Below are 19554 nucleotides of genomic sequence, written 5' to 3'. Positions count from 1 at the left end.
GTCCGGGATCAGGCGCGGTCGAGGAAGGCCTGGACCCTGGCCTTGTACGGCTCACGGTCGTAGCTCTTCACGTACGCACCGGCCATCCGGACCGGGTCGCCGAAGAAGTAGTACTCGTACAGCGCCTGGCGGCTGGAGAAGGCGGAGATGCAGGTGTCCCACACCAGGCGGAAGAGCTTGACGCGCTCGGGGCCGGTCAGGGTGGCCGACTGCAGGTACGCCTCGATGTCGGCGGCGGCGGGGCCGGTGATGTCGAGTTCGGTCGGGGTGGCCATCAGGCCGGAGGCGCCGAGCTTGCGCAGGATCTGCGGGAAGCGCTGGTAGAGCTTGGGGTAGAGGTTGCGGGCGGCGTTGAGCGGGGCCCAGGCGGGAGTGAGGACCCCGTACTCGTTGACCTCGGCGTCCGCCTCGGCCGCGCGCAGGAAGGCCCGCAGCATCTCCAGCGTGGTGATGATCTCGGCGACGTCCTCCTGGACGTGCTGGAACTGCTCGATACCGATGGCCTCGGTCAGCAGCGTCACCAGTCCGAGGACGTACTCGGTCTTGGCAGTGGTGCGGGTGACGACCTGGTGGGTCATGTGCACCACGGACGCCGTCTGCGAGTAGAAGCCGTTGCACAGCTCGGCGTCGCCGAGGGCGAAGCAGCGCTCGTACGGCACGTGCACGTCGTCGAAGACGACCACGCAGTCCGACTCCTCGAAGCGGGTAGCGAGCGGGTGGTCGTGACGCGGGCGGTCGTAGTCCAGCGGTTCGCGGGCGATGTAGCGCAGGCCCGGGGTGTCGTTGGGGATGGCGAAGGCGTACGAGTACGGCTTGTCCTCGGGGGTGCCGCGCAGCACGGTCGACGGGAACACCAACATCTCGTCGGCGAACGGGGCGATCGTCGCGAGCATGCGCGCACCGCGGATGACGACGCCGTTGTCGTCCTCCTTCACGATGCGGGCCGCGAGCTTGCCGCCGGCCTGCTGGGTACCGGCCACGGACCGGTTGACCTGCGGCGGGATCAGCGTGTGCGTGCACAGCAGGTCCTCTTCGCGGACCTTCTCGTAGTAGCGGCGGATGTTCTCTCCGAAGGCGGGGTTGGCCTGGGCGAACCAGTCGGCGGCCGAGGCGAGCGCCATCAGGGAGCTGTTCATGTAGTCGCCGGTGCGGCCGAGCATGCCGTTGCTGTGGTCGGCCCACACCTTGAACGCCTTGCGGCGCTTGAGAAGGTCCTCCGGGGTCTTCGGGTTGAGGAAGGACGTGCCGACCGGCTCGCCGGACGTGGGCGAGGTGTAGGTGAGGACGTCCTTGTGCTCGTCCGAGTGCTGGAGGTCGAACAGTTCGGCGTAGGTCTGGACGACGTTGCGGAAGGCGGGGTGGTCCTGGACGCCGCCGGTGACCGTCTCGCCCTGGATGTGGACGGTGGGGCGGGAGGCGGCGAGGCGCTCCAGGTATTCCTTGCCGGTGCGTGCGGCCATGGTGGTTCTCCTGGGGAGGTGATCAGCGGGTGGGGTTTCAGATGAGGTGTTCGATGCCGTCGGTGGACTCGGCCGCGGTGCCGAAGCGGCTCCAGGCGTAGGTGAGGGCGTCGCCGTCGCGGTGGCCGAGGTCGGTGACGCGGCCGACGACGAGGGTGTGGTCGCCGCCGTCGTAGGCCCGCCAGGGCTCGCACTCCACCCATGCCAGGGGGTTCGCGAGGCGGGGCACCCGAGCCCCGGTCGCCCAGCGGGGCTCGGCGGCGCCCGGCGCCCCGGCGAACAGCCGGGCCATCGGCTCCTGTTCGGCGCCGAGGATGTTGACGCAGAAGGGGCTGTCGATCAGCTGGTCGTGACAGCGGGCGCGTCGGGCGACGCTGACGAGCACCAGCGCGGGATCGGCGGAGACGGACGTGAAGGAGTTCATGGTCGCGCCCCGGGGACCGTCCTCGCCCGCGTACGTCACGACGGTGACGCCGGTGGCGAACCGGGACATGCAGGCGCGCAGGGCGCCGGGGCTGGGCGGGGCGAGAGTCTGGGACATGAGGAGGACTCCTTGAGTCGATCGCCGGCTGTGCACTCCCGGAAGCCGGGGAGAGTCGGCGCTGGTCCGGCAAGGCCGGGGACGAAGCGCAAAAGATCCTGACCAAAGCATGTAATCAAAGCTTTGATTATTTGGACGGTACCGGGCCCGGCCGCTCTTGGGAACCCCCGGAGCGGCACGAGGTCCGGCCTACACTCCTGGTGTGAACCACGAGCCCTCGGACAACGAGCACCTGCATTTCTGGTCGTTCATCGATCACGCGGTCAACCGCGCGAGCCGTGAGCTCCCGGGCGTCGACCCGCTGGCGATGCGGCTGGTGCTCACCCTCCACCGGGCCGCGAACATGCTGGTCTACGACCTGGAATCGACCGTCCACCGGCCCCGGGGATGGTCGTGGCCCGGCTTCCGCGTGCTGTTCGCGATCTGGCTGTCGAGCCCCGTCGAGGCGAAGAAGGTCGCGGAGCTGTCCGGCATGAGCCGCGCGGCCGTGTCGGCGCTGGTGAACACGCTGGAGCGGGACGGTCTCGTCACCAAGGTGCGCGCCCCGCACGACGGACGCGCGGTCAGCCTCAGCCTCACCGAGAGCGGTCTGGACGCGATCACCACGGCGTTCCGGGCGCACAACGAACGCGAACAGGAGTGGGCGGGCTCGCTCAGCGCCGACGAGCAGACAACGCTCATCGCACTGCTGGAGAAGCTCACCGCCCACTCACTGCGATTCGAGGTCAGGCAACGGACGTGACGGCGGCTACCTCACGAGGTTGCGCTGCGTGCCGAGCCCGGTGATCTCGCTCTCCATCAAATCGCCCGCGCGCAGGAACCGGCCGTAGTGCGAGCCGTTGCCCTGCGGGGAGCCGGTGATGATCATGTCGCCCGGCAGCAGCGTCACCCGGTGCGAGATGTACGAGATGAGGGCGGCCACCCCGAAGATCATGTCGTTGGTGTTGCCCTTCTGCATGACCTTGCCGTTGAGCCGGAGCGTGATGTCCAGGTCCTGCGGGTCGGGCACGAACCGCGCCGGCACGAGGTAGGGGCCCGTGGGGTAGAACGTGGGCTGGTTCTTCGCCCTCATCCAGTCGGTCCCCATCATCGGGATGTCCGGTCGCGGCACCAGGCTGCGCGTCGTCAGGTCGTTGCAGACGGTGTACCCGGCGACGTGGTCCAGTGCCTCGTCACGGCTCACCTCGCGTGTCTCGCGCCCGATGATCACGCCCAGTTCGAGTTCCCAGTCGTGGTTCTCCCCGAGGGAGGGCAGGACGACGTCGTCGTACGGGCCGCTGATCGCGGACGGGACGCCCACCCACACGTACGGCTCGCCGTGCGCGGCGCGTTCGTCCATCTCCCGGGCGGCCTGCTCGCGCAGTTCCTCCTCGGTGGCGTCCGCCGTCCCCAGGCGGTGCGCCACGGTGATCTGGATGACGTGCTCGCGGTAGTTGGCCCCGGCGCCGAAGATCTGGCCCGGCGGATGGACCGGGGCGAGCACGGTGAGCTCGCCGACCGGCCGCCCGTCGCCCTCGGGTGCGTCGGCGAGGGACTGGAGCACCTCCAGGGAGGTGTCCCAGTCGGCCAGCAGGTCCGACGTGGTCGTGGCTTCGGGCAGGACGGTCCGGGTGTCGTACACCCTGTCGTTCACGACGATGCCGGGGAAGGGACCGGACTGTCCGTCGGCGAACGTTCCCAGTGAGAAAGGGGTTTGGCTCATGGTTTCCTCATGCTTTCCGGCGGGTGTGGGCGAACTCCGCGTATTCCTGGAGCAGCGCGCAGTCGTCCACCGCGCCCAGGTCCACGACGTCGCTCAGGGAAGCTCCCTGCAGCAAGCGCTTGACCGGCACCTCTATCTTCTTTCCCGTGCGGGTGTGCGGGATCCCGCGCATGGGCACGACCTCGTCGGGCACGTGCCGCGGTGACAGCTCCTCCCGGAGCACCTGGTTGATGCGCCGCGCCACCGCTTCGGGCTCAGCGTCGTCCTGGAGGGCGACGAACAGCGGCATGTAGTAGGCGTCTTCGCCCAGTTCGGCGCCCACGACGAGGGCTTCGCGCACCTCGGGCAGCGCCTCGACGACCCGGTAGATGTCCGCCGGCCCCATGCGCACGCCCTGCCGGTTCAGGGTGGAGTCCGAGCGACCGTGGATCACACTGCTGCCGTCGGGTTCGAACTCGATGAAGTCCCCGTGCCGCCAGGCTCCGGCATACACGGAGAAGTAGCTCTCCCGATAGCGCCGGCCGTCGGGGTCGTTCCAGAAGCGGAGCGGCATCGAGGGCATCGGCCGCGTGATCACCAGCTCGCCCCGCTCGCCGATCACGGGCTTGCCGTCCTCGTCCCAGGCTTCGACACAGACGCCCAGCGCCGGTGCCTGGATGCGCCCCACGCGGACGGGCAGCGTGGGGGCGCCGCCGACGAAGATCGAGCACACGTCGGTGCCGCCGCTCATGGAGGTCAGCCACACGTCTCCGAGCCGGTCGTGGACCCAGCGGAAACCGTCGGTGGACAGCGGTGATCCGGTCACCTGCACCGTCCGCAGTGCCCCGGTCTCAGGGGCGAGACCGGCCTTGAGGCAGGCGTGCAGGTATCCGGCACTGACACCGAGCGTGCCGACGTCGTGTTCGTCGGCGACACGGAAGACGCGCCCCAGGTCGGGGCGGACCGGGTTCCCGTCCAGGAGAACGATCGTGGCGCCGACCGCGAGCCCGGAGACGAGCATGTTCCACACCACCCAGCTGGTGCTGGCGACGTTGAGGAAGCGGTCGCCGGCCCTCAGGTCCGAGTGCAGCCGCAGGACCTTGAGGTGTTCCAGGAGGACACCTCCATGGCCGTGCACGATGCCCTTGGGGGCCCCGGTGGTGCCGGAGGAGAACAGCACCCACAGCGGGTGGTCGAAGGGCAGCTCGTCGAACTCCGGCTCGTCTCCCCCGGCCGTGACCGCGCCCCAGAGCGACACGGGGCGGTCCGCCGTGGGCGGGGATCCGGGGTGGAGGTGGTCGACCCAGAGCACGTGCTCCACCGACGGCAGCCGGTCGATCACGGTACGCATCTCGTCCGTGCGCTCGTGCGTCCGTCCGCCGTAGTGGTAGCCGTCCGTGAGCATCAGGACCTTGGGCTCCAGCTGGGCGAACCGCGAGAGCACCCCGTCCGCGCCGAACTCCGGGGAGCACACCGACCACACGGCCCCCACCGCGGCACAGGCGAGGAGCCCTACGACGGCCTCCGCGCGGTTGGGCAGGACGGCGGCCACCCGGTCGCCGTGGGCCACGCCCATCCGGCGCAGCGCGGCGGAGAGGGCGGCGACCTGGCCGCGCAGTTCGGCTCGCGAAAGCTTGTGGGACGTGCCGTCGTCGTCCACGACGACGAGCGCCTCGCCCGGGCAGCGGCGCAGCACATGCTCGGCGTAGTTCACGGTACGGCCGGGAAACCACGTGCCGCCGGGCATCTCCCGGGGAGCCACCGGGCCGGTCGGGGTACCACCGAGTCGTACGTCCTCGAACTCGGCGACGGACTCCCAGAACCGGCCCGGGTCCTGTGTCGACCAGCGCCAGAGATCCAGGTAGTCGTCGCCGCCGTCGTAGTCCTTCAGCCCACGGCGGTAGCGAACCAGTTCGCTGCCCTCCCGCCGGGCGGGGCTCGGCGTCCACAGGGTGTCGTGCGGGGTGGTCATGAGACAGCGGTGTCGACGGGCAGGGCGCCGATGAGGACGAAGGCCACGCGACAGGTCGTGTCACCGCGGTTGGACCAGGAATGGCTCGTGCCTCGCTGGATGATCACGTCACCGGCCCTGGCGAGGGTCTCTCCCTCGTCCGTCAGCAGCCATATCTCGCCCTCGAGGACGAGGGCGTAGTCCAGGCTGTCGGTGCGGTGGAACCAGAAGTGGCGGTCGCCGGCGGCGGGGGGCGCGGCGGCGCGGGCGTGTTCGCCGTCGATGTCGTCGAAGAGGGAGTCGGCGGCGACGTCGGTGTAGGCGGTGTCGGGCGGGAAGCTCGCGATCCGGAAGACCGTTCCTCCGAGCTTGGGGTACATCGGCACCTGGACGTCGGCGGAGGCCGCGTCCTGGCTGCCGTCGTTGCTGACATCGCCCGGTTCGGTCTGCCAGGGGACGATCGCGCCGAACCCTTCGACGGTGTCGGACGCGAAGACGTTCGGGGCCGGGCCGTCGCTGACGACGGTGGAACGGCCGTCGGCGGTGTGACCCGTGACGATGCGCCGTACCGGCTTGATGGCGTGCGGGTTGCTCATCTCTCTTGGTCCCGTCGTCAGTTCGCCGGCGTACCGAAGGGGTACGGACGGGGCTCGGGCCACCAGGGGGCCTTGTCCGGCTCGGCGCTCATGCGGTTACGCAGGACACCGACGCCCTCCAGTTCGAGTTCGACGACGTCTCCGGGCGACAGCCGCCGGTCCAGCTCCAGGCCGGAGCCGTTGGGCAGGGTGCCGGAGCCGATGAGGTCGCCGGGCTGAAGGCGGTCGTTGATGGAGACGTAGGCGAGCAGTTCCTCCGGCGTGTAGATCATTCCCTCGGCACTGGTCTCGCTCCAGACCTCGCCGTTGACGCGGACCACACCCTTGAGGCCGTCGACGGAGGGCAGCTCGTCGACGGTCGTGATCCACGGACCGATGCCGTACGCGTAGTCCTTGCACTTCTGCGGACCCATGCCCATGCCCATCTCGGGCCCCTGGATGTCACGGGCGCTGAAGTCGTTGAAGATCGTGACGCCGAAGAGGTAGGCACGGGCGCCGTCGGGGGTCAGGTTGCGGCCCGCGGCACCGACGATGAGGCCCATCTCCAGTTCGTAGTCGACGAATTCGGAGTAGGCCGGGTAGGGGATCTCCTCGTCGTGGCCGTAGACCACTCCGGTGGACCCCTTGAAGTAGCCGGGCGTCTTGAACAGTTGGGGGTTGGGCAGTCCGCCGCCCACCTTCTCGGAGAACCCCTTCATGTGCGCCGGGAAGGTCAGTCCGTCACGGATGACCGGCGGGTCGACGGCCGCCACCCAGGACAGCCCCTCGATCGGCAGCGAGGCGTCGTCGGCGGCCCGGTCCACGGCCCAGTGGGCGGCGTCGAGGAACGCCGGCCCGGCGGCGATGGCGGCGGCCATGCTCGACGGGAAGTGGGCGGCGGCCAGCCGGCGGGCCGCGTCCGGCGTCGCGCGCTGCGCCTGCCTGCCCAGGGCATAGGCCCTGGCCAGGTCGATGACCCTGCCCTCGTCGGGCCGTACGGCGACGAGCCTGATCTGCTCGCCGTCGGGGGAAGGTGTGGAGATCCGACCCAGCTTCATGTCTGCGGCTCCTCTTTCTATTCGAAACGTTTCGTATCGTATGGGGAATGAATTGCCTTGTCGATCCCCTACTGGCATTGGGAGATGAGGCCGTGAGTGGGGTATTTTCACTTCGTGGCTGTACGAAGCGAATCGAGTCGTCGAGCGATCCTCGACGCGACCATGGACCTCCTTGTCCGCGACGGCAGGCGCGCCATCACGGTGCAGAAACTGACCATGGAGGCGATCGCCAAGCGGGCCAAGGTCAGCAAGGCGACGATCTACCGGTGGTGGCCGAACAAGGCCGCGGTCGTCATCGACGCCTTCATGGAGAACCACCTGGCGCACACCCGCATCCCCGAAGGGGTGCCGGTGCGCGAGGCCCTCCTGACGCACCTCAAGTCGCTGATCTCCCGCTACGCCGGCCCGCAGGGCAAGCTGGTCGCCCAGATCATCGCCGAGGGGCAGTACGACCCCGAGACGATGGCCAACTTCCGCGCGCGGTTCTGGCAGGAGCGCGCCGCGGCCGTCGAGAAGCTGATGCGCAGGGGAATCGACGAGGGCGTCTTCCGGTCCGACCTCGATCCGGCGTCGGCAGCCCAGATGTTCTACGCCCCGGTCTACTTCCACCTCCTCTTCGGCGGCGTCCCGCTCGACGACGCGCTCGCGGAACAGCTCGTGGACCTGGGGATCCGCGGCCTGGCAGCGCGTCCGTCGCCGGACGAGGAGTCCTGACCCCCGTCCGCCCGGCCGTCACACCGGCGGTGCGACGAACAACCCCCGGTCCGGGTCGTTGAACATCTCCCGGGACACGAAGTCGTTCATCGGGTTGGAGGTCCCCCACACGTCCGAGGTCTCCGGGTCGTCGGTGCTGTACAGGTGGGGGTGCCAGGTGTCCTCGTCCAGGGTCTCCAGCTCCGTGGTGTACTCCATGGTGTTGCCGTTGGGGTCGTGGAAGTACGTGAAGGTGTTGTCCCCGGCGCGGTGCCGGCCGGGCCCCCAGACCTTGTGGATCCCGTCGCGCATCAAACGGCCGCTGCCGCGCATGTACTCCTCCAGACCGCGCATCTCGAAGGACGCGTGGTGCAGCGAGACATGGGGACAGCGCGCGATCGCCATGCTGTGGTGCTGCGGGTTGCAGCGCAGGAACCACATGATCCCGCCGAGCTGCGGGTGCACGTTGGTGTCCGAGAGCCGGAAGTCCAGGTACTTCTCGTAGAAGGCCATCATCCGCTCGGGCTCCGGGGAGTTGAGCACGACATGGGACAGCCGCACCGGGATGTCCTCGCGCTCCTCGATCCTGCGGTGGGTGCGGGTGGCGACCTCGGTGGAGATCTCGATGGTCCGCCCCTCCACGTCGAAGAACCGGAAGCCGTAGCCGCCGCCGGGCGTCTGGAGCGTGTCCGGCTCGCTGACCAGCTGCACGCCGTCGGTGGCGAGGCGGGTGGCGAGGCCGTCCACCGCGGCGCGGTCGGCGGCGCCGAAGGAGACCAGGTCGAGGCGCTTGTCCTCAGAGCGACGGACCCGGACGACGTACTGCTCGGGTGAACCCTCGGCGGCGAAGTAGGTGACGTCGCCGTCGGAACCGGCCTTGGTCAGCCCCCACTGCTGCTCGTAGAAGGCGACCTGCTTGTCGTAGTCCTGAACCGCGATGTCGACGTGCCGAAGGTGGGTGATGGGCTGGTCGGGCATGTGAACTCCTGTGGGGGAAACAGTGTCTGCGCGCGGTCCGGTCAGTGCTGCGCGGTGGTCTCTTGCTGCGGTGGGCTCATCTCGCGAGGGGGTTCCAGGGCGCCCGTGAGGGGCAGGAGCCGGAGCAGCGCTTCGAGCTGTTCGGGGGTGTGTGCCGTTCCGAGCACATAGCGGTCGGGACGGACCAGGACGGCAGGGGCCTCGACCGAGGCGAGCAGTTGGCCCACGTGCTGAGGGGAGGTCAGTACGACGACCTCGGGCTCCTCCTCCAGCGCCTCGCGTACGGGATCGGGCAGCCCGGCCCGCAGTTCGGGCGTGGCCGCGAGCAGGAACCGGCGTCCGACGAGGTCGTCGAGGCGGGTCCCGTCGGGCAGCATCGGCTGCATCGAGAGCCGTCCGCCGTGCGGGTCGGCGGGGCCGGTGTGCACACCCGGGCCCAGTGCCGGTGCCGGCGGGTAGCTGTCGGCCGGGTTGGCGCGGATGTGCGCGTCCCGCCGGGCGGCCATCACGGGGTCGGTGGTCTGGACGAGTCCGGCCATCGTCGCCGCCTGCTGGACCCAGTACCGGGCGTGGTCCCTGCGTTCGGACTCGTAGGTGTCGAGCAGGGACTCGGGGGCTCTGCCTCGTGAGACGAGCCGGAGTTTCCACACCAGGTTGGCCACGTCCCGCAGTCCGGCGCACAGTCCCTGGCCGAACAGCGGAGGTGCCAGGTGAGCGGCGTCGCCCGCGAGGAACACGTTGCCGACCCGCCAGGACGTGGCCAGCCGTGCGCGGAAGGTGTAGATGACGCTGCGGTCGGGTTCGAAGTTCTGCGGTGTGAGAACACCTCGGCTCAGCCGGGCGATGCCCGCCGGTGTGACGATCTCCTCCGGGTCGTCTCCGGGGAGGACCTTGAACTCCATGCGGACCCGGTCACCGGGGAGCCTGATCCAGAGCGCGGGACGGGTGTGCCGGCCGAGGAAGACCATGTCGCCCTCGATTCCCGCCGTCCCCCGCAGGTGTCCGTCGACGACGAGCCACGGATCGTCGGTGCCGAGGTTCTCGCCGGGTACCCCGAGCGTGCGCCTGACGGTCGAGGTGCCGCCGTCACAGGCGATGACCCATCGCGCGGTGAGTGTCCGTGTCGTGCCCTCCGGGGTGCGGACGGTGCAGCGGACCGAGTCGTCGCCCTGCTGGATGTCCAGCAGCGTGGTGCCGAGCCGGAGTTCCACGTCGGCGAGCCGCGCCACTTCGGCGCGCAGCAGCCCGTCGACCTCGGGCTGATGGAACAGGACCTCCGAGTGCCATGCCTGCGGCCCCATCTGCCCCGTGGCGTGGGACACCAGGGTCTCGCCGTCCTCGTTCTCCATGCGGTAGTCGCACATCGGTTTGACCCGGGCGGAGAGTTCCTCTCCGAGGCCCATGGCCTGGAAGGAGCGCACGGTCTCACCGTCGAAGTGCACGGCCCGCGCCTGTCGCCACATCTCGGGCTCGCGCTCGATCCCCACGGCCCGTACACCGGCATGGCCCAGCAACGCGAGGGCCATCACCCCGACGGGTCCACCACCCACAACGATGACTTCACAGTCCTGTGACACCTGAACTCCATTAGCGGCTCTGGTACTTGGACGTACCGTTTGATCTCTGCATCCCCGCGTGTCCGCCGGACGGCCTGGGCGTTCGGCGTCCGACGACAGGGCCTGGCGGCCCGACGCGTGCCCTGGCAGGGCCGGTCAGTCCACCGCGTCGGTGTCCGCGCCCGCCGGACGGGCGCGGTGCTCCTCGTGGCCGGCTCGTCCGGACGGACTGCCCGGGTCCGGATCGCTCCCGGCCGACGGATTCCCGTCCGTCGCCACGAGTCGCACCCCCCGCCCGCTGAACTCGGCGATGACGTCGTCACCTCGCCGCACCGTGACCTCACAGGTCACTGAACGGCCCTGCCAGGAGCGGGTCACCGCTTCGGCGGTCAGTTCGTCATCGAGGTGGCCGGGGCGCCGGAAGGCGATGTCCGCGCTCGCCGTGACGACCGGCGGGCCGAAGCTGTTGACGGCACAGGCGAAGGTGGTGTCGGCCAGCGCGAACACGAGCCCTCCGTGTACGACGGAGTGACCGTTGACCATGTCCGGCCGGACCCGCATCCGTGCGCGCGCCCGCCCGTCGGCCGCCGAATCGACCCGTATTCCAAGGAGTTCGCGGGTACGGTCCTCGCTGAGCATCCGGCGCACGCTTTTCGCCACCTGACCGTCCGTGACGCGCCCCGCGTCGTCGCGATGGCCGTCGGACGTGACCAGGCCGGGCGTCATGAACGCAGCTCCAAGCCGAGCGGGCGGCCGTCGTACAGGTCGTCGACACCAGGCGCCCGGTCGGGCATCATGCCGAGCTTGTCGCGCATCGTCAGGACGCACTCCAGACCGGCGCGAGCAGGAGCCAGCGAGGCGGGGCGCGTGCGCAGCGCGGCCCGCGCCGAGGCCGGTGGGTACCCGCCGCTCGTGAGCACGTCCAGGATCTGTTCGTCGTCGGTGGCGTGCAGCCACTGCCGCGCCCTGTCGAGGGCCGTGAGGTAGAGCGAGAGGTTCTCCCGTCCCGCCTGCCGCGCCGTGGGCCCGGCCACGACGGCCTGTCCGGGGAAGTCCGGTACCTCGTCCTCGACCGCGAGCAGCGAGACGAACCCCTCCTGTCGGGCCAGCTCGTCGAGCGGCGGACCCAGCCACGCCGCGGCGATCGACCGTGAGCGCAGGGCCTCGAAGCGCTCGCGCACTCCGCCCACCGGCTCGAACTCGTACGCGCCGGGCGGGAGGCCGTGCCGGCCGAGGAGATGACGGAGCACGACGGCGAAGCCGTTGTCGGGCGCGTCCACGCCGAGCACGGCGCCCCGCAGGTCTTCCAGCCCGCTCACCGAGGGCTGTGCGATCAGCCGGAGCGGTGTCGTCGACTCGATCTCGGCGACGGCCCTGAGGTCGCCTCCGCCGGAGTTCCAGACGACCAGGTTGTCGATGGCCGTGACGCCCACGTCGACGTCGTCGGTCAGCAGCCGGTCACGCTGGTCCGTCGACGACTCGATCAGCACGGTCTCGACCTCAAGGCCGGTGTGAGCGAAGAAACCCAACTCGTCGGCAACGACACAAACGGGGGGCGGAACGAACACCGCCTGTCGAAAGCACGCCGTCATTGGAGTGCTCCTCTCTGCACGAGGTGCCCTCACAGTAGGTCAATCGAAACGGAACGTCTAGGATCGATGCCAGTTATTTTTTGATGGCCGCAGTACGCCGCGACACGATCACACGGCTGCCGACAAAACCATCTCTGACCTGGTCACATGATGTTTTCGACGCGTGCGCTCCACCCCTCGGTGCGCACGTCGGAACCCCCCGCACAGCCTGGGCAACCCTGCACCACATGCGAAACGGTCCGTTTAGCATTCTCTTCAGTGGAGGGCCGCCTTCGAATCGGCCCTCCACGCACCCACCCGCCGTCCCGAGAGGTGCAAGACATGCCTGAAGCCGTCGTAGTCGCTGCCGCCCGCACGCCCGTCGGGCGCGCCGTCAAGGGTTCCCTGAGGGATGTCCGCCCGGACGATCTCGCGGTGACGGCGGTCCGCGCGGCCCTCGACCAGCTGCCGGGACTGGACCCGACACGGATCGACGACCTTCATCTCGGCTGCGCGGAGCCGAGCGGCGAGCACGGCGCCAACATCGCGCGACGGGTGGCCGTGCAGCTGGGGCTGGACGAGGTGCCCGGCACCACGGTCAACCGTTTCTGCTCCTCCTCGTTGCAGACCGCCCGGATGGCCTTCCACGCCATCAAGGCGGGAGAAGGTCACGCCTTCGTCAGCGCGGGTGTGGAATGTGTCTCCCGCTACCAGCACTTCGGACCCACCGGAGGGGACGCCGACGACGTTGCGAACCCGGCATTCGCGCAGGCCGGGGAACGCACCGCGGAGGACGCGCGAACCAACCGCCAATGGACCGATCCCCGCTCCGACGGCCTGCTCCCCGACGTCTACATAGGCATGGGGCAGACCGCTGAGAACGTGGCGGGCCTCTGCGGGATCAGCCGTCAGGAGCAGGATCACTACGCCCTGCGCAGCCAGCAGCTGTACGCCCAGGCCGCAGGGTCCGGGTTCCACGCCCGCGAGATCACCCCCGTCCGGCTGCCCGACGGCACGGTGATCGCGACCGACGACAGTCCGCGCCCCGGCACGACGCCCGAGGCCCTCGCCGGTCTCGCGCCGGCCTTCCGGGCGGGCGGCACGGTCACCGCCGGAAACTCCTGCCCGCTGAACGACGGAGCCGCCGCCGTGGTCATCATGAGCGATGTCAGGGCGCGAGAGCTCGGCATCACTCCCCTGGCCAGGATCGTGGCCACCGGCGTCTCCGCCCTGTCCCCCGAGATCATGGGCCTGGGGCCGGTCGAGGCCACCCGACGCGCCCTCGCGCACGCCGGCCTGTCGGTCGGGGACATCGACCTGTTCGAGATGAACGAGGCGTTCGCCGTGCAGGTCATCGCCTCCCAGCGCGAACTGGGCATCCCGATGGACAAGCTCAACGTGCACGGTGGGGCCATCGCGCTGGGCCACCCGTTCGGTGCGACCGGCGCGCGCATCATGACCACCTTGGTCAACGGGTTGCGCACGCGCGACGCGCAGTGGGGCGTGGAGACCATGTGCGTCGGAGGCGGGCAGGGCATGGCCATGGTGCTGGAGCGCCTCAGCTGATCACCCCGTCGTCCGCCTGGGGCCGCCTGTCAGCCGGACGGCCCCGGGCGCGGGCGGACGCCGACACGGACGGGCGCAGCCCGGCATCCGACGAGACGAACCGGTCGTACCGCCTGACTGCTACGCCGGGCCGGGAGGCCCGGCATCTGCCGGCAGGGCCTGGACGGCCCGAGCGATGTCCGCACGGAGGTCGTCGAGGCTGTGGTCGGGGCCGAGGACCATACGCCGCAACTGGGGCATGCCGATGCTCCAGCTCGCCAGGGCCAGGGTGAAGAACACACGCGTGCGAGCGTCACCGCCCGGACCGGCGGACTCGGCGGCATCGATCTTGTCCTGGTAATGACGGGTGCGGGCCTCTTCCGCGGGGACGGGCCGGTCGCCGATCTCCAGGGCCTCCCACATCACCAGGCGCAGGGCCTCCGGGCGGGCGCGGTGATAGTCGAAGAGGCGCTCGGCATAACCGGGCAGATCGTCGCTGGGCGGGACAGCCTCGGCCAGACCGGCCAGGGCGCGCTCCAGAACGACGGCGAAGAGCTTGCTCTTGTCGCCGAAGTAGTCGTAGATCGCACGCTTGTTGGCCTTGGCCTCGGCGGCGATACGGTCCACCCGGGCACCCGCGACGCCGTGCGCGGCGAACTCCGCGGTCGCCGCCGCGAGGATGCGTTCCTTGGTCGCCGTGGAGTCGTATGCCATGCGTCCGATGGTAACGAACTGGTTCGTTTGACGAATCCAAGGCTCACATGCCAGCCTCGAAACCGAACCATCCAGTTCGTTCGGTTGGAGACGACAGATGTCCCGCAAGCTGCCTCTACTGATGGCGCTGGCCTGTGGTGTCGGCGTCGCGAACGTCTACTTCCCACAGGCCCTCACCCCGCTCATCGCCGACGGCCTGGGTGTCGCCCCGGCCACTGCCGCGATCGTCGCGACGGTGACCCAGCTCGGTTACGCCGTCGGCATCTTCCTGCTGGTGCCGCTCGGCGACCGCCTCCCCCGCCGTCCGCTGATCACCGGGCTGCTCGCGACGACCGGCCTCGCCCTCCTCGTCGCCGGTCTCGCCCCGGCCACCGGCCCGCTGCTCGCGGCCGGTGCCGTGGTGGGCGTGGCGACCGTGGTCCCGCAACTCCTGCTGCCCATGGCCGCCGGTCTGGTCGAGTCCGATCGACGCGGTAGCGTGATCGGCACCCTGCAGGCCGGCCTCATCGGCGGCATCCTCCTGGCCCGCACCTTCGGCGGCGTGCTGGGCGAACACCTCGGCTGGCGTGCTCCGTACCTCGTCGCCGCCGTGCTGACCGGGCTGCTCGCCGTCGTCCTCGGCCTCGCCCTGCCCGGCAACGCCCCGGCCGTGCACGACCGCTATCCGACCCTGCTCGCCGACACCCTGCGCATGCTGCGCGGCGAGCGGCAGTTGCGGCGCTCCGTGTATTTCCAGGTCACGCTCTTCGGTGGGTTCAGCGCGGCCTGGACCGCGCTGGCCCTGCTGGTGACCGGCCCCCCGTACGGCATGGATACGCAGGCCGTGGGACTGCTGGCACTGATCGGCGCGGGCAGCATGTTCTGCGCGCCCGCGGCCGGGCGCTGGGTGGACCGGTTCGGCGCCGACCGGGTGAACCTGTGGTGCATCCTGGCCGCCCTCGCCGCGGCGGCGGTGCTCACCGCGGGCTCCATGGGCGGGGTCGCCGGGCTCGTGGCCCTGGCCGCCGGACTGCTCCTTCTGGACGTGGCGGTGCAGTGCGGCCAGGTCGCCAACCAGGCCCGCATCTTCGCCCTGCGGCCCGAAGCCCGCAGCCGTCTCAACACCGGCTACATGACCTGCGCGTTCCTCGGCGGCAGCGCCGGGTCATGGCTCGGCACCCGCGCCTACGTCCAGCTCGGCTGGGGCGCCGTCTGCACCCTCATCGCCCTTGCCGCACTACTCGCCCTCACCGCGTACCTGGTCGGCCGCCGCCGTCGGCACGACGACCGGGACGCCCAGCCGCAACCGATCGGCGCGGCGCGCTGAAAACCCTCACGTCCGACCCACACCTCAGCGCGACTCGCACAGAAAAATCCGCCGTCCGGGCCGGATCTGGCCCGCTCGGCCCTGCGCTTCCTCACCACTCGCCTGCGAGAACACCGCCGGGTGTTCGGCACCCGCCGGCGGCGCCTGAGCACTCGCCGGACAGGCACCGGACACCGTCCGGCCAACCGAAGCCGCGCCGTGCCGATGGCGACAACTCGGCACGGCGCGGCGGCCTGCGGGCCAGGTCACTCGGCGTTGAAGCGGTAAGACCCCTCCCAGGCCCGGAACACCTTGTAGGGCGCGCCGCCCGAGGTGTCGTCTCGGACGAAGGCGGCGCCCCGGGGCGCGGTGACGGGCTTGCCCTGCGTGGGGACCCAGATCTCGGCCTCGGTGTTGTACGGCACGGTGACCGCGAGGTCGATCCTGCCGTCCGGGCGGCGCCGCCACTCCGAGGACACCTTGCCGCGCACGGTGTCGATCGAGGCGCTGACATGGTCGAGGGGCGCGGGCGACAGGTCCGTGTCCTCGGTGTTCTTCGGGACCCTGCTGTTCACCTCGACCGACGGAATGTACGGGCGGATGCGCAGCGATTCGTAGGCGGTCGAGGTCGGCTTGATGCCGGCCAGGCTCTGGTAGAACCAGGTCGCCACGTTGGAACGGTAGTGGTGATTGACCGAGAGCCGGTCGGTCCACTGCTCCCACAGCGAGGTCGCGCCCTTGGCGATCTGGTACACGTAGCCGGGCAGGCCGGTCTGGGTGACGGCCTTCAGCGCGACGTCCGTGTAGCCGTATTCACTGAGGATGTTGAACTCGTAGCGCGACCCGTACATGTCGTTCTGGATGTGATGGTCCGCTGCCACGATGCGGTCGGCGAGGAGCTTCGCGAGGGCCTTGTTGTTCTCGGCGAGCGTCTTGGTGCCGGCCAGGTAGCGGGGGTCATCCGGCTTCAGGTCCGAGCCGGGGACCAGGTCGAAGGCGATGGCCATCGCGTTCTCGCTGGAGATGCTGCCCTGGGTGAAGTGGCCCTTGGACGCATCCCAGTAGTTGGCGATGAACGCCTTGCGCAGGGTTCGTGCCAGCCGCGCGTAGTGGGCCGCCCGACGCTCGCGGCCGATCATGCGTCCCACCTCGTCCATGTAGTCGCAGAAGTGGATGTAGAAGGCGAGGCTGATTACGGCGTTGCTGCCAGGGCTCTCCGCACCGGAGTAGGCGCCCAGGGACGCTTCGAACTTGTAGTCGTTCTCGGGGCTGAACAGGGTCACGTAGTACGTCAGGAGCGTGTCCTGGTGGTCGTACAGTTCGGCGAACAGGCTGCTGTTGCCGTAGTACGTGTACAGCTCCCACGGCATGACGAAGTACGCCGAGTCCCAGGCGGGCACCGCCTTCCACGTGGCGTTCCAGCCGGGGGTGCGGTCGTAGCCGAATCCGCCCTTGCCGAGGGGGACGACCATGGGCAGCTGGCCGGTGGAGATCTGGGCGTCGGGGAAGTGGCGCAGCCAGGTGGTGAAGACGGCGTTGACGTCCCAGGTGAGGGACTCCGACTCGGAGCTGGCCATGGCGTCGCCGGTCCAGCCGTTCTTCTCCCGGGAGGGGGTGTCGGTGGGCTTCTGCACGAGGTTGTTCTGCTCGGACCACTCCAGGTTGCGCTGGAGGCGGTTGATGAGGGCGTTGTCCGTGGTGAAGGTGCCGGTGCGAGCGAATCCGGTGCGGGCGACGCCGCCGGTCAGCAGGTCCGCGTCCCGCTTCAGGTCGGGGGCTCGCCCGAGGACGGCCTCAAGGTTCATCACTTCCAGGTAGCGGAAGCCGAAGTGGCTGAACTGCTGTTCCCAGGTCTGCGACGACCGCCTGCCGAGGGTGTAGTAGTGCGTCTGGAGGTTGGCGTCGTGCTGGAAGTTCTCCTCCTCCACGGAGAGCGGGGAGGCGGCCGTGCCGTCGCCGGCGACGATCCGGTTGCCGCCGCGGATCCGCAGGGTGAGGCCCTCCTTGTCCGGGCGTATGCCCGTGAGCTGCAGACGGACCAGGCCGGTGAGGATCTGGCCGTAGTCCAGGACCCAGATCCCCGAACCGGGCGCCGTCTCGGTGAGGGAGACCGGGCGCAGGGTCTGGTTGACCAGCACCGGCTCCGCCTCATGCGCCCTCATGACGGCGGGCCTGAAGCCGTCGGGAATCGTCGTGGCGGGCAGCGCGCCGTGGTACTTCGGTGACGGGCCGGAGCAACTGCCCGGCGGGATCAGCACGGTGGCCGGGCGCCACTCGCGGCCGGTGCGGTAGCCGACCGAGCGCCACTCCCCCAGCTCCTCCGAACGCCGGGCGTCGTACTTCTCACCCGAGTAGACGGAGTCGAACGTCGTGGGCCCGTCCGCGCTGAGCCAGTCCTGGTCGGTGACGAGTGTGGTGTGGGAGCCGTCGGTGTAGGTGACGACGAGCTTCGCGCGCAGTCGGGGCTGGCCGGCGTAGGGGGCGAGCTGCCAGTACCACTCCTGGGGTGTGGTGACGCCGTACCAGCCGCGGCCGAGTTCGGCGGCGACGACGTTCTGCCGGCCGGCCTCCAGCAGCGCGCTGACGTCGAAGGTGTCGTACAGGACCGTGCGGTCGTAGGTGCTCTGGTCGGTCAGCAGGCGGGGCACGTTGGTGCGGTCCCGGGCCGGCTGCTTGCCGTCGACGGTGATCGGGGCGCCGTTGACGGTGAAGGTGACGTTGCCGGCGGCGCTCAGGTGCAGGCGGGCCTTCGCGATACGGCGCCCTCGGGGCAGGGTGAACGCGCGGCGCAGGACGGGGGCCGGGTTGGCGATCGGCAGCACGCTGTTCTTGGACGGGATGAAGGGGTTCTTCGGCGGGAAGGTCAGACCTGCGAGAGTGCCGATGCCGTTCTCGAACGGGTTGGCGCCCGTGGTCAGGTCGGCGGCGAAGTCGCGGGCGCCGGTGCCGGTCACCTTGACGCTGCGGACGGTGGCGGAGGTGCCGCCGCCGAAGCCGAAGCTGCCGTGGCGGCGGATCTGGTCCCCGGTGAGGGTGCGGCTGTCGACCTCGACGCCGTTGACGGTGGTGGTCACGGTGAGATCGCTGACGGCCACCACCACCGTGTGGTCGCGGGTGGCCCAGGTGTCCTTGGTCAGTCCGGTGGCGGCGGGGAGGGTGACCGTGCCGACCGGGACGCTGCGGGTGCCCGCGGTGGTGGGGTTGGTCTCGCTCTGGGGGTCGTAGTGGTCGACGCCCCAGTTCGGCTGGGAGGTGCCGTCGTCCACCCAGGTGTTGCCGGCGTAGTGGCTGGTCTTCATGACCAGCTGCATGTCGTCGCCGGACTGCCGGACGGTCCAGTTGAGGCCCTCGCCCCAGTTCTTGCCGATGGGTTCGGCGCGCAGAAGCAGGGACAGTCCGCCTGCGGCGTCGGTCCCGCCGCGGAAGGCGACGGTCGCGGTCAGGTCCTTCCAGTCGTGGTCCTGCGTCTCACGGCCGCCGATCCACCGCGCGTCCGACCAGTCCTTCTCGCCCTTGAGCAGGCCGGTCTCCCATGTCGCCGGGGCGCTCCAGGGGCCGGGTGCGCCCTTCTCGTCCCAGGTCCGCACCTGCCAGAAGTACGCCTGCTCGGACCGCAACGCGCCGCCCCCGTAGGCCACCTCGGCGCTGTTCGAGCTCGCCACCTTGCCGCTGCGCCAGATGTCGGCCTTGCCCGGCCTGGTGCCGACGTGGATCTCGTACGCGGTCTGCCTGGCCACCGGAGGCACCCAGCTGAACGCCGGCGCGGTCTCCGCGCCCAGGGGCGCGAACCGCGAGTTGACCTGCAGTTTCGCAGGTGCGGAACCGTGCCCGCCCGCTGTTGCCGCCACGGCGTTCGGCGTGGCGGCGAGCGGCAGCGAGGCCCCGGCCGCCGCGGCCGTCATGATGCCGAGCATGTGTCGGCGGCTCAACGCACTTCTGTTCTCCT

Annotated in this window: 16 protein-coding genes and 1 pseudogene; 5 read left to right on the top strand and 12 right to left on the bottom strand. The window is 70.0% G+C overall.

Going from position 1 to position 19554, the window contains the following annotated elements; translation table 11 throughout:
* Positions 1 to 8 precede the first annotated feature (8 nt).
* Positions 9 to 1460, bottom strand: coding sequence for a 4-hydroxyphenylacetate 3-monooxygenase, oxygenase component (gene hpaB, locus ACFY0U_RS42360; RefSeq protein ID WP_388645409.1), 1452 nt, complete (start codon positions 1458 to 1460; stop codon positions 9 to 11).
* Between the two features lie 37 nt (positions 1461 to 1497).
* Positions 1498 to 2001: a flavin reductase family protein gene (locus ACFY0U_RS42355; protein WP_388645407.1), complete on the bottom strand. Its 504-nt coding sequence runs from the start codon at positions 1999 to 2001 to the stop codon at positions 1498 to 1500.
* A gap of 202 nt (positions 2002 to 2203) precedes the next feature.
* On the opposite strand from ACFY0U_RS42355, the gene ACFY0U_RS42350 reads away from it, so the two are divergent.
* Positions 2204 to 2743, top strand: a complete 540-nt coding sequence (locus tag ACFY0U_RS42350) for a MarR family winged helix-turn-helix transcriptional regulator (protein WP_388645405.1) — start codon at positions 2204 to 2206, stop codon at positions 2741 to 2743.
* Between the two features lie 6 nt (positions 2744 to 2749).
* Here the strand turns inward: ACFY0U_RS42350 and ACFY0U_RS42345 are convergent, their stop codons facing one another.
* Genes ACFY0U_RS42345 through ACFY0U_RS42330 form a run of 4 tightly spaced genes read right to left on the bottom strand, consistent with a single transcriptional unit; the run spans position 2750 to position 7266 of the window.
* A complete protein-coding gene (locus tag ACFY0U_RS42345) occupies positions 2750 to 3703 on the bottom strand; it encodes a fumarylacetoacetate hydrolase family protein (protein ID WP_388645403.1) in 954 nt (317 codons plus the stop codon).
* A 7-nt stretch (positions 3704 to 3710) separates the two neighbouring features.
* Positions 3711 to 5654: an acetoacetate--CoA ligase gene (locus ACFY0U_RS42340; protein WP_388645401.1), complete on the bottom strand. Its 1944-nt coding sequence runs from the start codon at positions 5652 to 5654 to the stop codon at positions 3711 to 3713.
* Positions 5651 to 6229, bottom strand: a complete 579-nt coding sequence (locus tag ACFY0U_RS42335; RefSeq protein WP_388645399.1) for a cupin domain-containing protein — start codon at positions 6227 to 6229, stop codon at positions 5651 to 5653. The genes ACFY0U_RS42340 and ACFY0U_RS42335 overlap by 4 nt, the downstream gene beginning before the upstream one ends.
* Positions 6230 to 6246: 17 nt before the next feature.
* Positions 6247 to 7266 (bottom strand): fumarylacetoacetate hydrolase family protein, encoded by a 1020-nt coding sequence (locus tag ACFY0U_RS42330; RefSeq protein WP_388645398.1) that lies wholly within the window; start codon positions 7264 to 7266, stop codon positions 6247 to 6249.
* 114 nt (positions 7267 to 7380) lie between these two features.
* Here ACFY0U_RS42330 and ACFY0U_RS42325 point away from each other — a divergent pair, with 114 nt between their 5' ends.
* Positions 7381 to 7980, top strand: coding sequence for a TetR/AcrR family transcriptional regulator (locus ACFY0U_RS42325; protein WP_388645396.1), 600 nt, complete (start codon positions 7381 to 7383; stop codon positions 7978 to 7980).
* Between the two features lie 18 nt (positions 7981 to 7998).
* On the opposite strand, the gene ACFY0U_RS42320 is transcribed toward ACFY0U_RS42325, so the two are convergent.
* The 4 genes from ACFY0U_RS42320 to ACFY0U_RS42305 form a co-directional block, all read right to left on the bottom strand.
* On the bottom strand, positions 7999 to 8937 hold the full coding sequence (locus ACFY0U_RS42320) for a VOC family protein (RefSeq protein ID WP_388645394.1): 939 nt from the start codon (positions 8935 to 8937) through the stop codon (positions 7999 to 8001).
* 41 nt (positions 8938 to 8978) lie between these two features.
* Positions 8979 to 10514, bottom strand: a complete 1536-nt coding sequence (locus tag ACFY0U_RS42315) for a bifunctional 3-(3-hydroxy-phenyl)propionate/3-hydroxycinnamic acid hydroxylase (protein WP_388645392.1) — start codon at positions 10512 to 10514, stop codon at positions 8979 to 8981.
* A gap of 135 nt (positions 10515 to 10649) precedes the next feature.
* A complete protein-coding gene (locus ACFY0U_RS42310; protein ID WP_388645390.1) occupies positions 10650 to 11219 on the bottom strand; it encodes a PaaI family thioesterase in 570 nt (189 codons plus the stop codon).
* Positions 11216 to 12085, bottom strand: a complete 870-nt coding sequence (locus ACFY0U_RS42305) for an ABC transporter substrate-binding protein (protein ID WP_388645388.1) — start codon at positions 12083 to 12085, stop codon at positions 11216 to 11218. The genes ACFY0U_RS42310 and ACFY0U_RS42305 overlap by 4 nt, the downstream gene beginning before the upstream one ends.
* Positions 12086 to 12406: 321 nt before the next feature.
* On the opposite strand from ACFY0U_RS42305, the gene ACFY0U_RS42300 reads away from it, so the two are divergent.
* Positions 12407 to 13630: an acetyl-CoA C-acetyltransferase gene (locus tag ACFY0U_RS42300; protein WP_388645386.1), complete on the top strand. Its 1224-nt coding sequence runs from the start codon at positions 12407 to 12409 to the stop codon at positions 13628 to 13630.
* 120 nt (positions 13631 to 13750) lie between these two features.
* Here ACFY0U_RS42300 and ACFY0U_RS42295 read toward each other — a convergent pair whose 3' ends face one another.
* Positions 13751 to 14323: a TetR family transcriptional regulator gene (locus ACFY0U_RS42295; RefSeq protein WP_388645385.1), complete on the bottom strand. Its 573-nt coding sequence runs from the start codon at positions 14321 to 14323 to the stop codon at positions 13751 to 13753.
* A gap of 97 nt (positions 14324 to 14420) precedes the next feature.
* Between ACFY0U_RS42295 and ACFY0U_RS42290 the strand changes: the two genes are divergently transcribed.
* Entirely contained in the window at positions 14421 to 15629 is a 1209-nt protein-coding gene (locus ACFY0U_RS42290) for an MFS transporter (protein WP_388645383.1), read from the top strand.
* 66 nt (positions 15630 to 15695) lie between these two features.
* Positions 15696 to 15788: pseudogene (locus ACFY0U_RS42285) on the top strand (IS5/IS1182 family transposase); the annotation flags it as partial.
* A gap of 86 nt (positions 15789 to 15874) precedes the next feature.
* On the opposite strand, the gene ACFY0U_RS42280 reads toward ACFY0U_RS42285, so the two are convergent.
* Positions 15875 to 19537, bottom strand: coding sequence for a family 78 glycoside hydrolase catalytic domain (locus tag ACFY0U_RS42280; RefSeq protein WP_388645381.1), 3663 nt, complete (start codon positions 19535 to 19537; stop codon positions 15875 to 15877).
* Between the last annotated feature and the right edge of the window lie 17 nt (positions 19538 to 19554).

This window comes from Streptomyces sp. NPDC001536 (assembly GCF_042894505.1).
In the GTDB taxonomy this organism is placed as follows: Bacteria; Actinomycetota; Actinomycetes; order Streptomycetales; family Streptomycetaceae; genus Streptomyces.
The sequence above is the reverse complement of the archived record's forward strand: the minus strand, read 5'-3'. Positions and strand labels throughout refer to the sequence as shown.

Coding starts and splice junctions, on each gene's coding strand:
- hpaB (WP_388645409.1), bottom strand. CDS start 1,460: ATGGCCGCACGCACCGGCAAGGAATACCTGGAGCGCCTCGCCGCCTCC.
- ACFY0U_RS42355 (WP_388645407.1), bottom strand. CDS start 2,001: ATGTCCCAGACTCTCGCCCCGCCCAGCCCCGGCGCCCTGCGCGCCTGC.
- ACFY0U_RS42345 (WP_388645403.1), bottom strand. CDS start 3,703: ATGAGCCAAACCCCTTTCTCACTGGGAACGTTCGCCGACGGACAGTCC.
- ACFY0U_RS42340 (WP_388645401.1), bottom strand. CDS start 5,654: ATGACCACCCCGCACGACACCCTGTGGACGCCGAGCCCCGCCCGGCGG.
- ACFY0U_RS42335 (WP_388645399.1), bottom strand. CDS start 6,229: ATGAGCAACCCGCACGCCATCAAGCCGGTACGGCGCATCGTCACGGGT.
- ACFY0U_RS42330 (WP_388645398.1), bottom strand. CDS start 7,266: ATGAAGCTGGGTCGGATCTCCACACCTTCCCCCGACGGCGAGCAGATC.
- ACFY0U_RS42320 (WP_388645394.1), bottom strand. CDS start 8,937: ATGCCCGACCAGCCCATCACCCACCTTCGGCACGTCGACATCGCGGTT.
- ACFY0U_RS42310 (WP_388645390.1), bottom strand. CDS start 11,219: ATGACGCCCGGCCTGGTCACGTCCGACGGCCATCGCGACGACGCGGGG.
- ACFY0U_RS42305 (WP_388645388.1), bottom strand. CDS start 12,085: ATGACGGCGTGCTTTCGACAGGCGGTGTTCGTTCCGCCCCCCGTTTGT.
- ACFY0U_RS42300 (WP_388645386.1), top strand. CDS start 12,407: ATGCCTGAAGCCGTCGTAGTCGCTGCCGCCCGCACGCCCGTCGGGCGC.
- ACFY0U_RS42295 (WP_388645385.1), bottom strand. CDS start 14,323: ATGGCATACGACTCCACGGCGACCAAGGAACGCATCCTCGCGGCGGCG.
- ACFY0U_RS42290 (WP_388645383.1), top strand. CDS start 14,421: ATGTCCCGCAAGCTGCCTCTACTGATGGCGCTGGCCTGTGGTGTCGGC.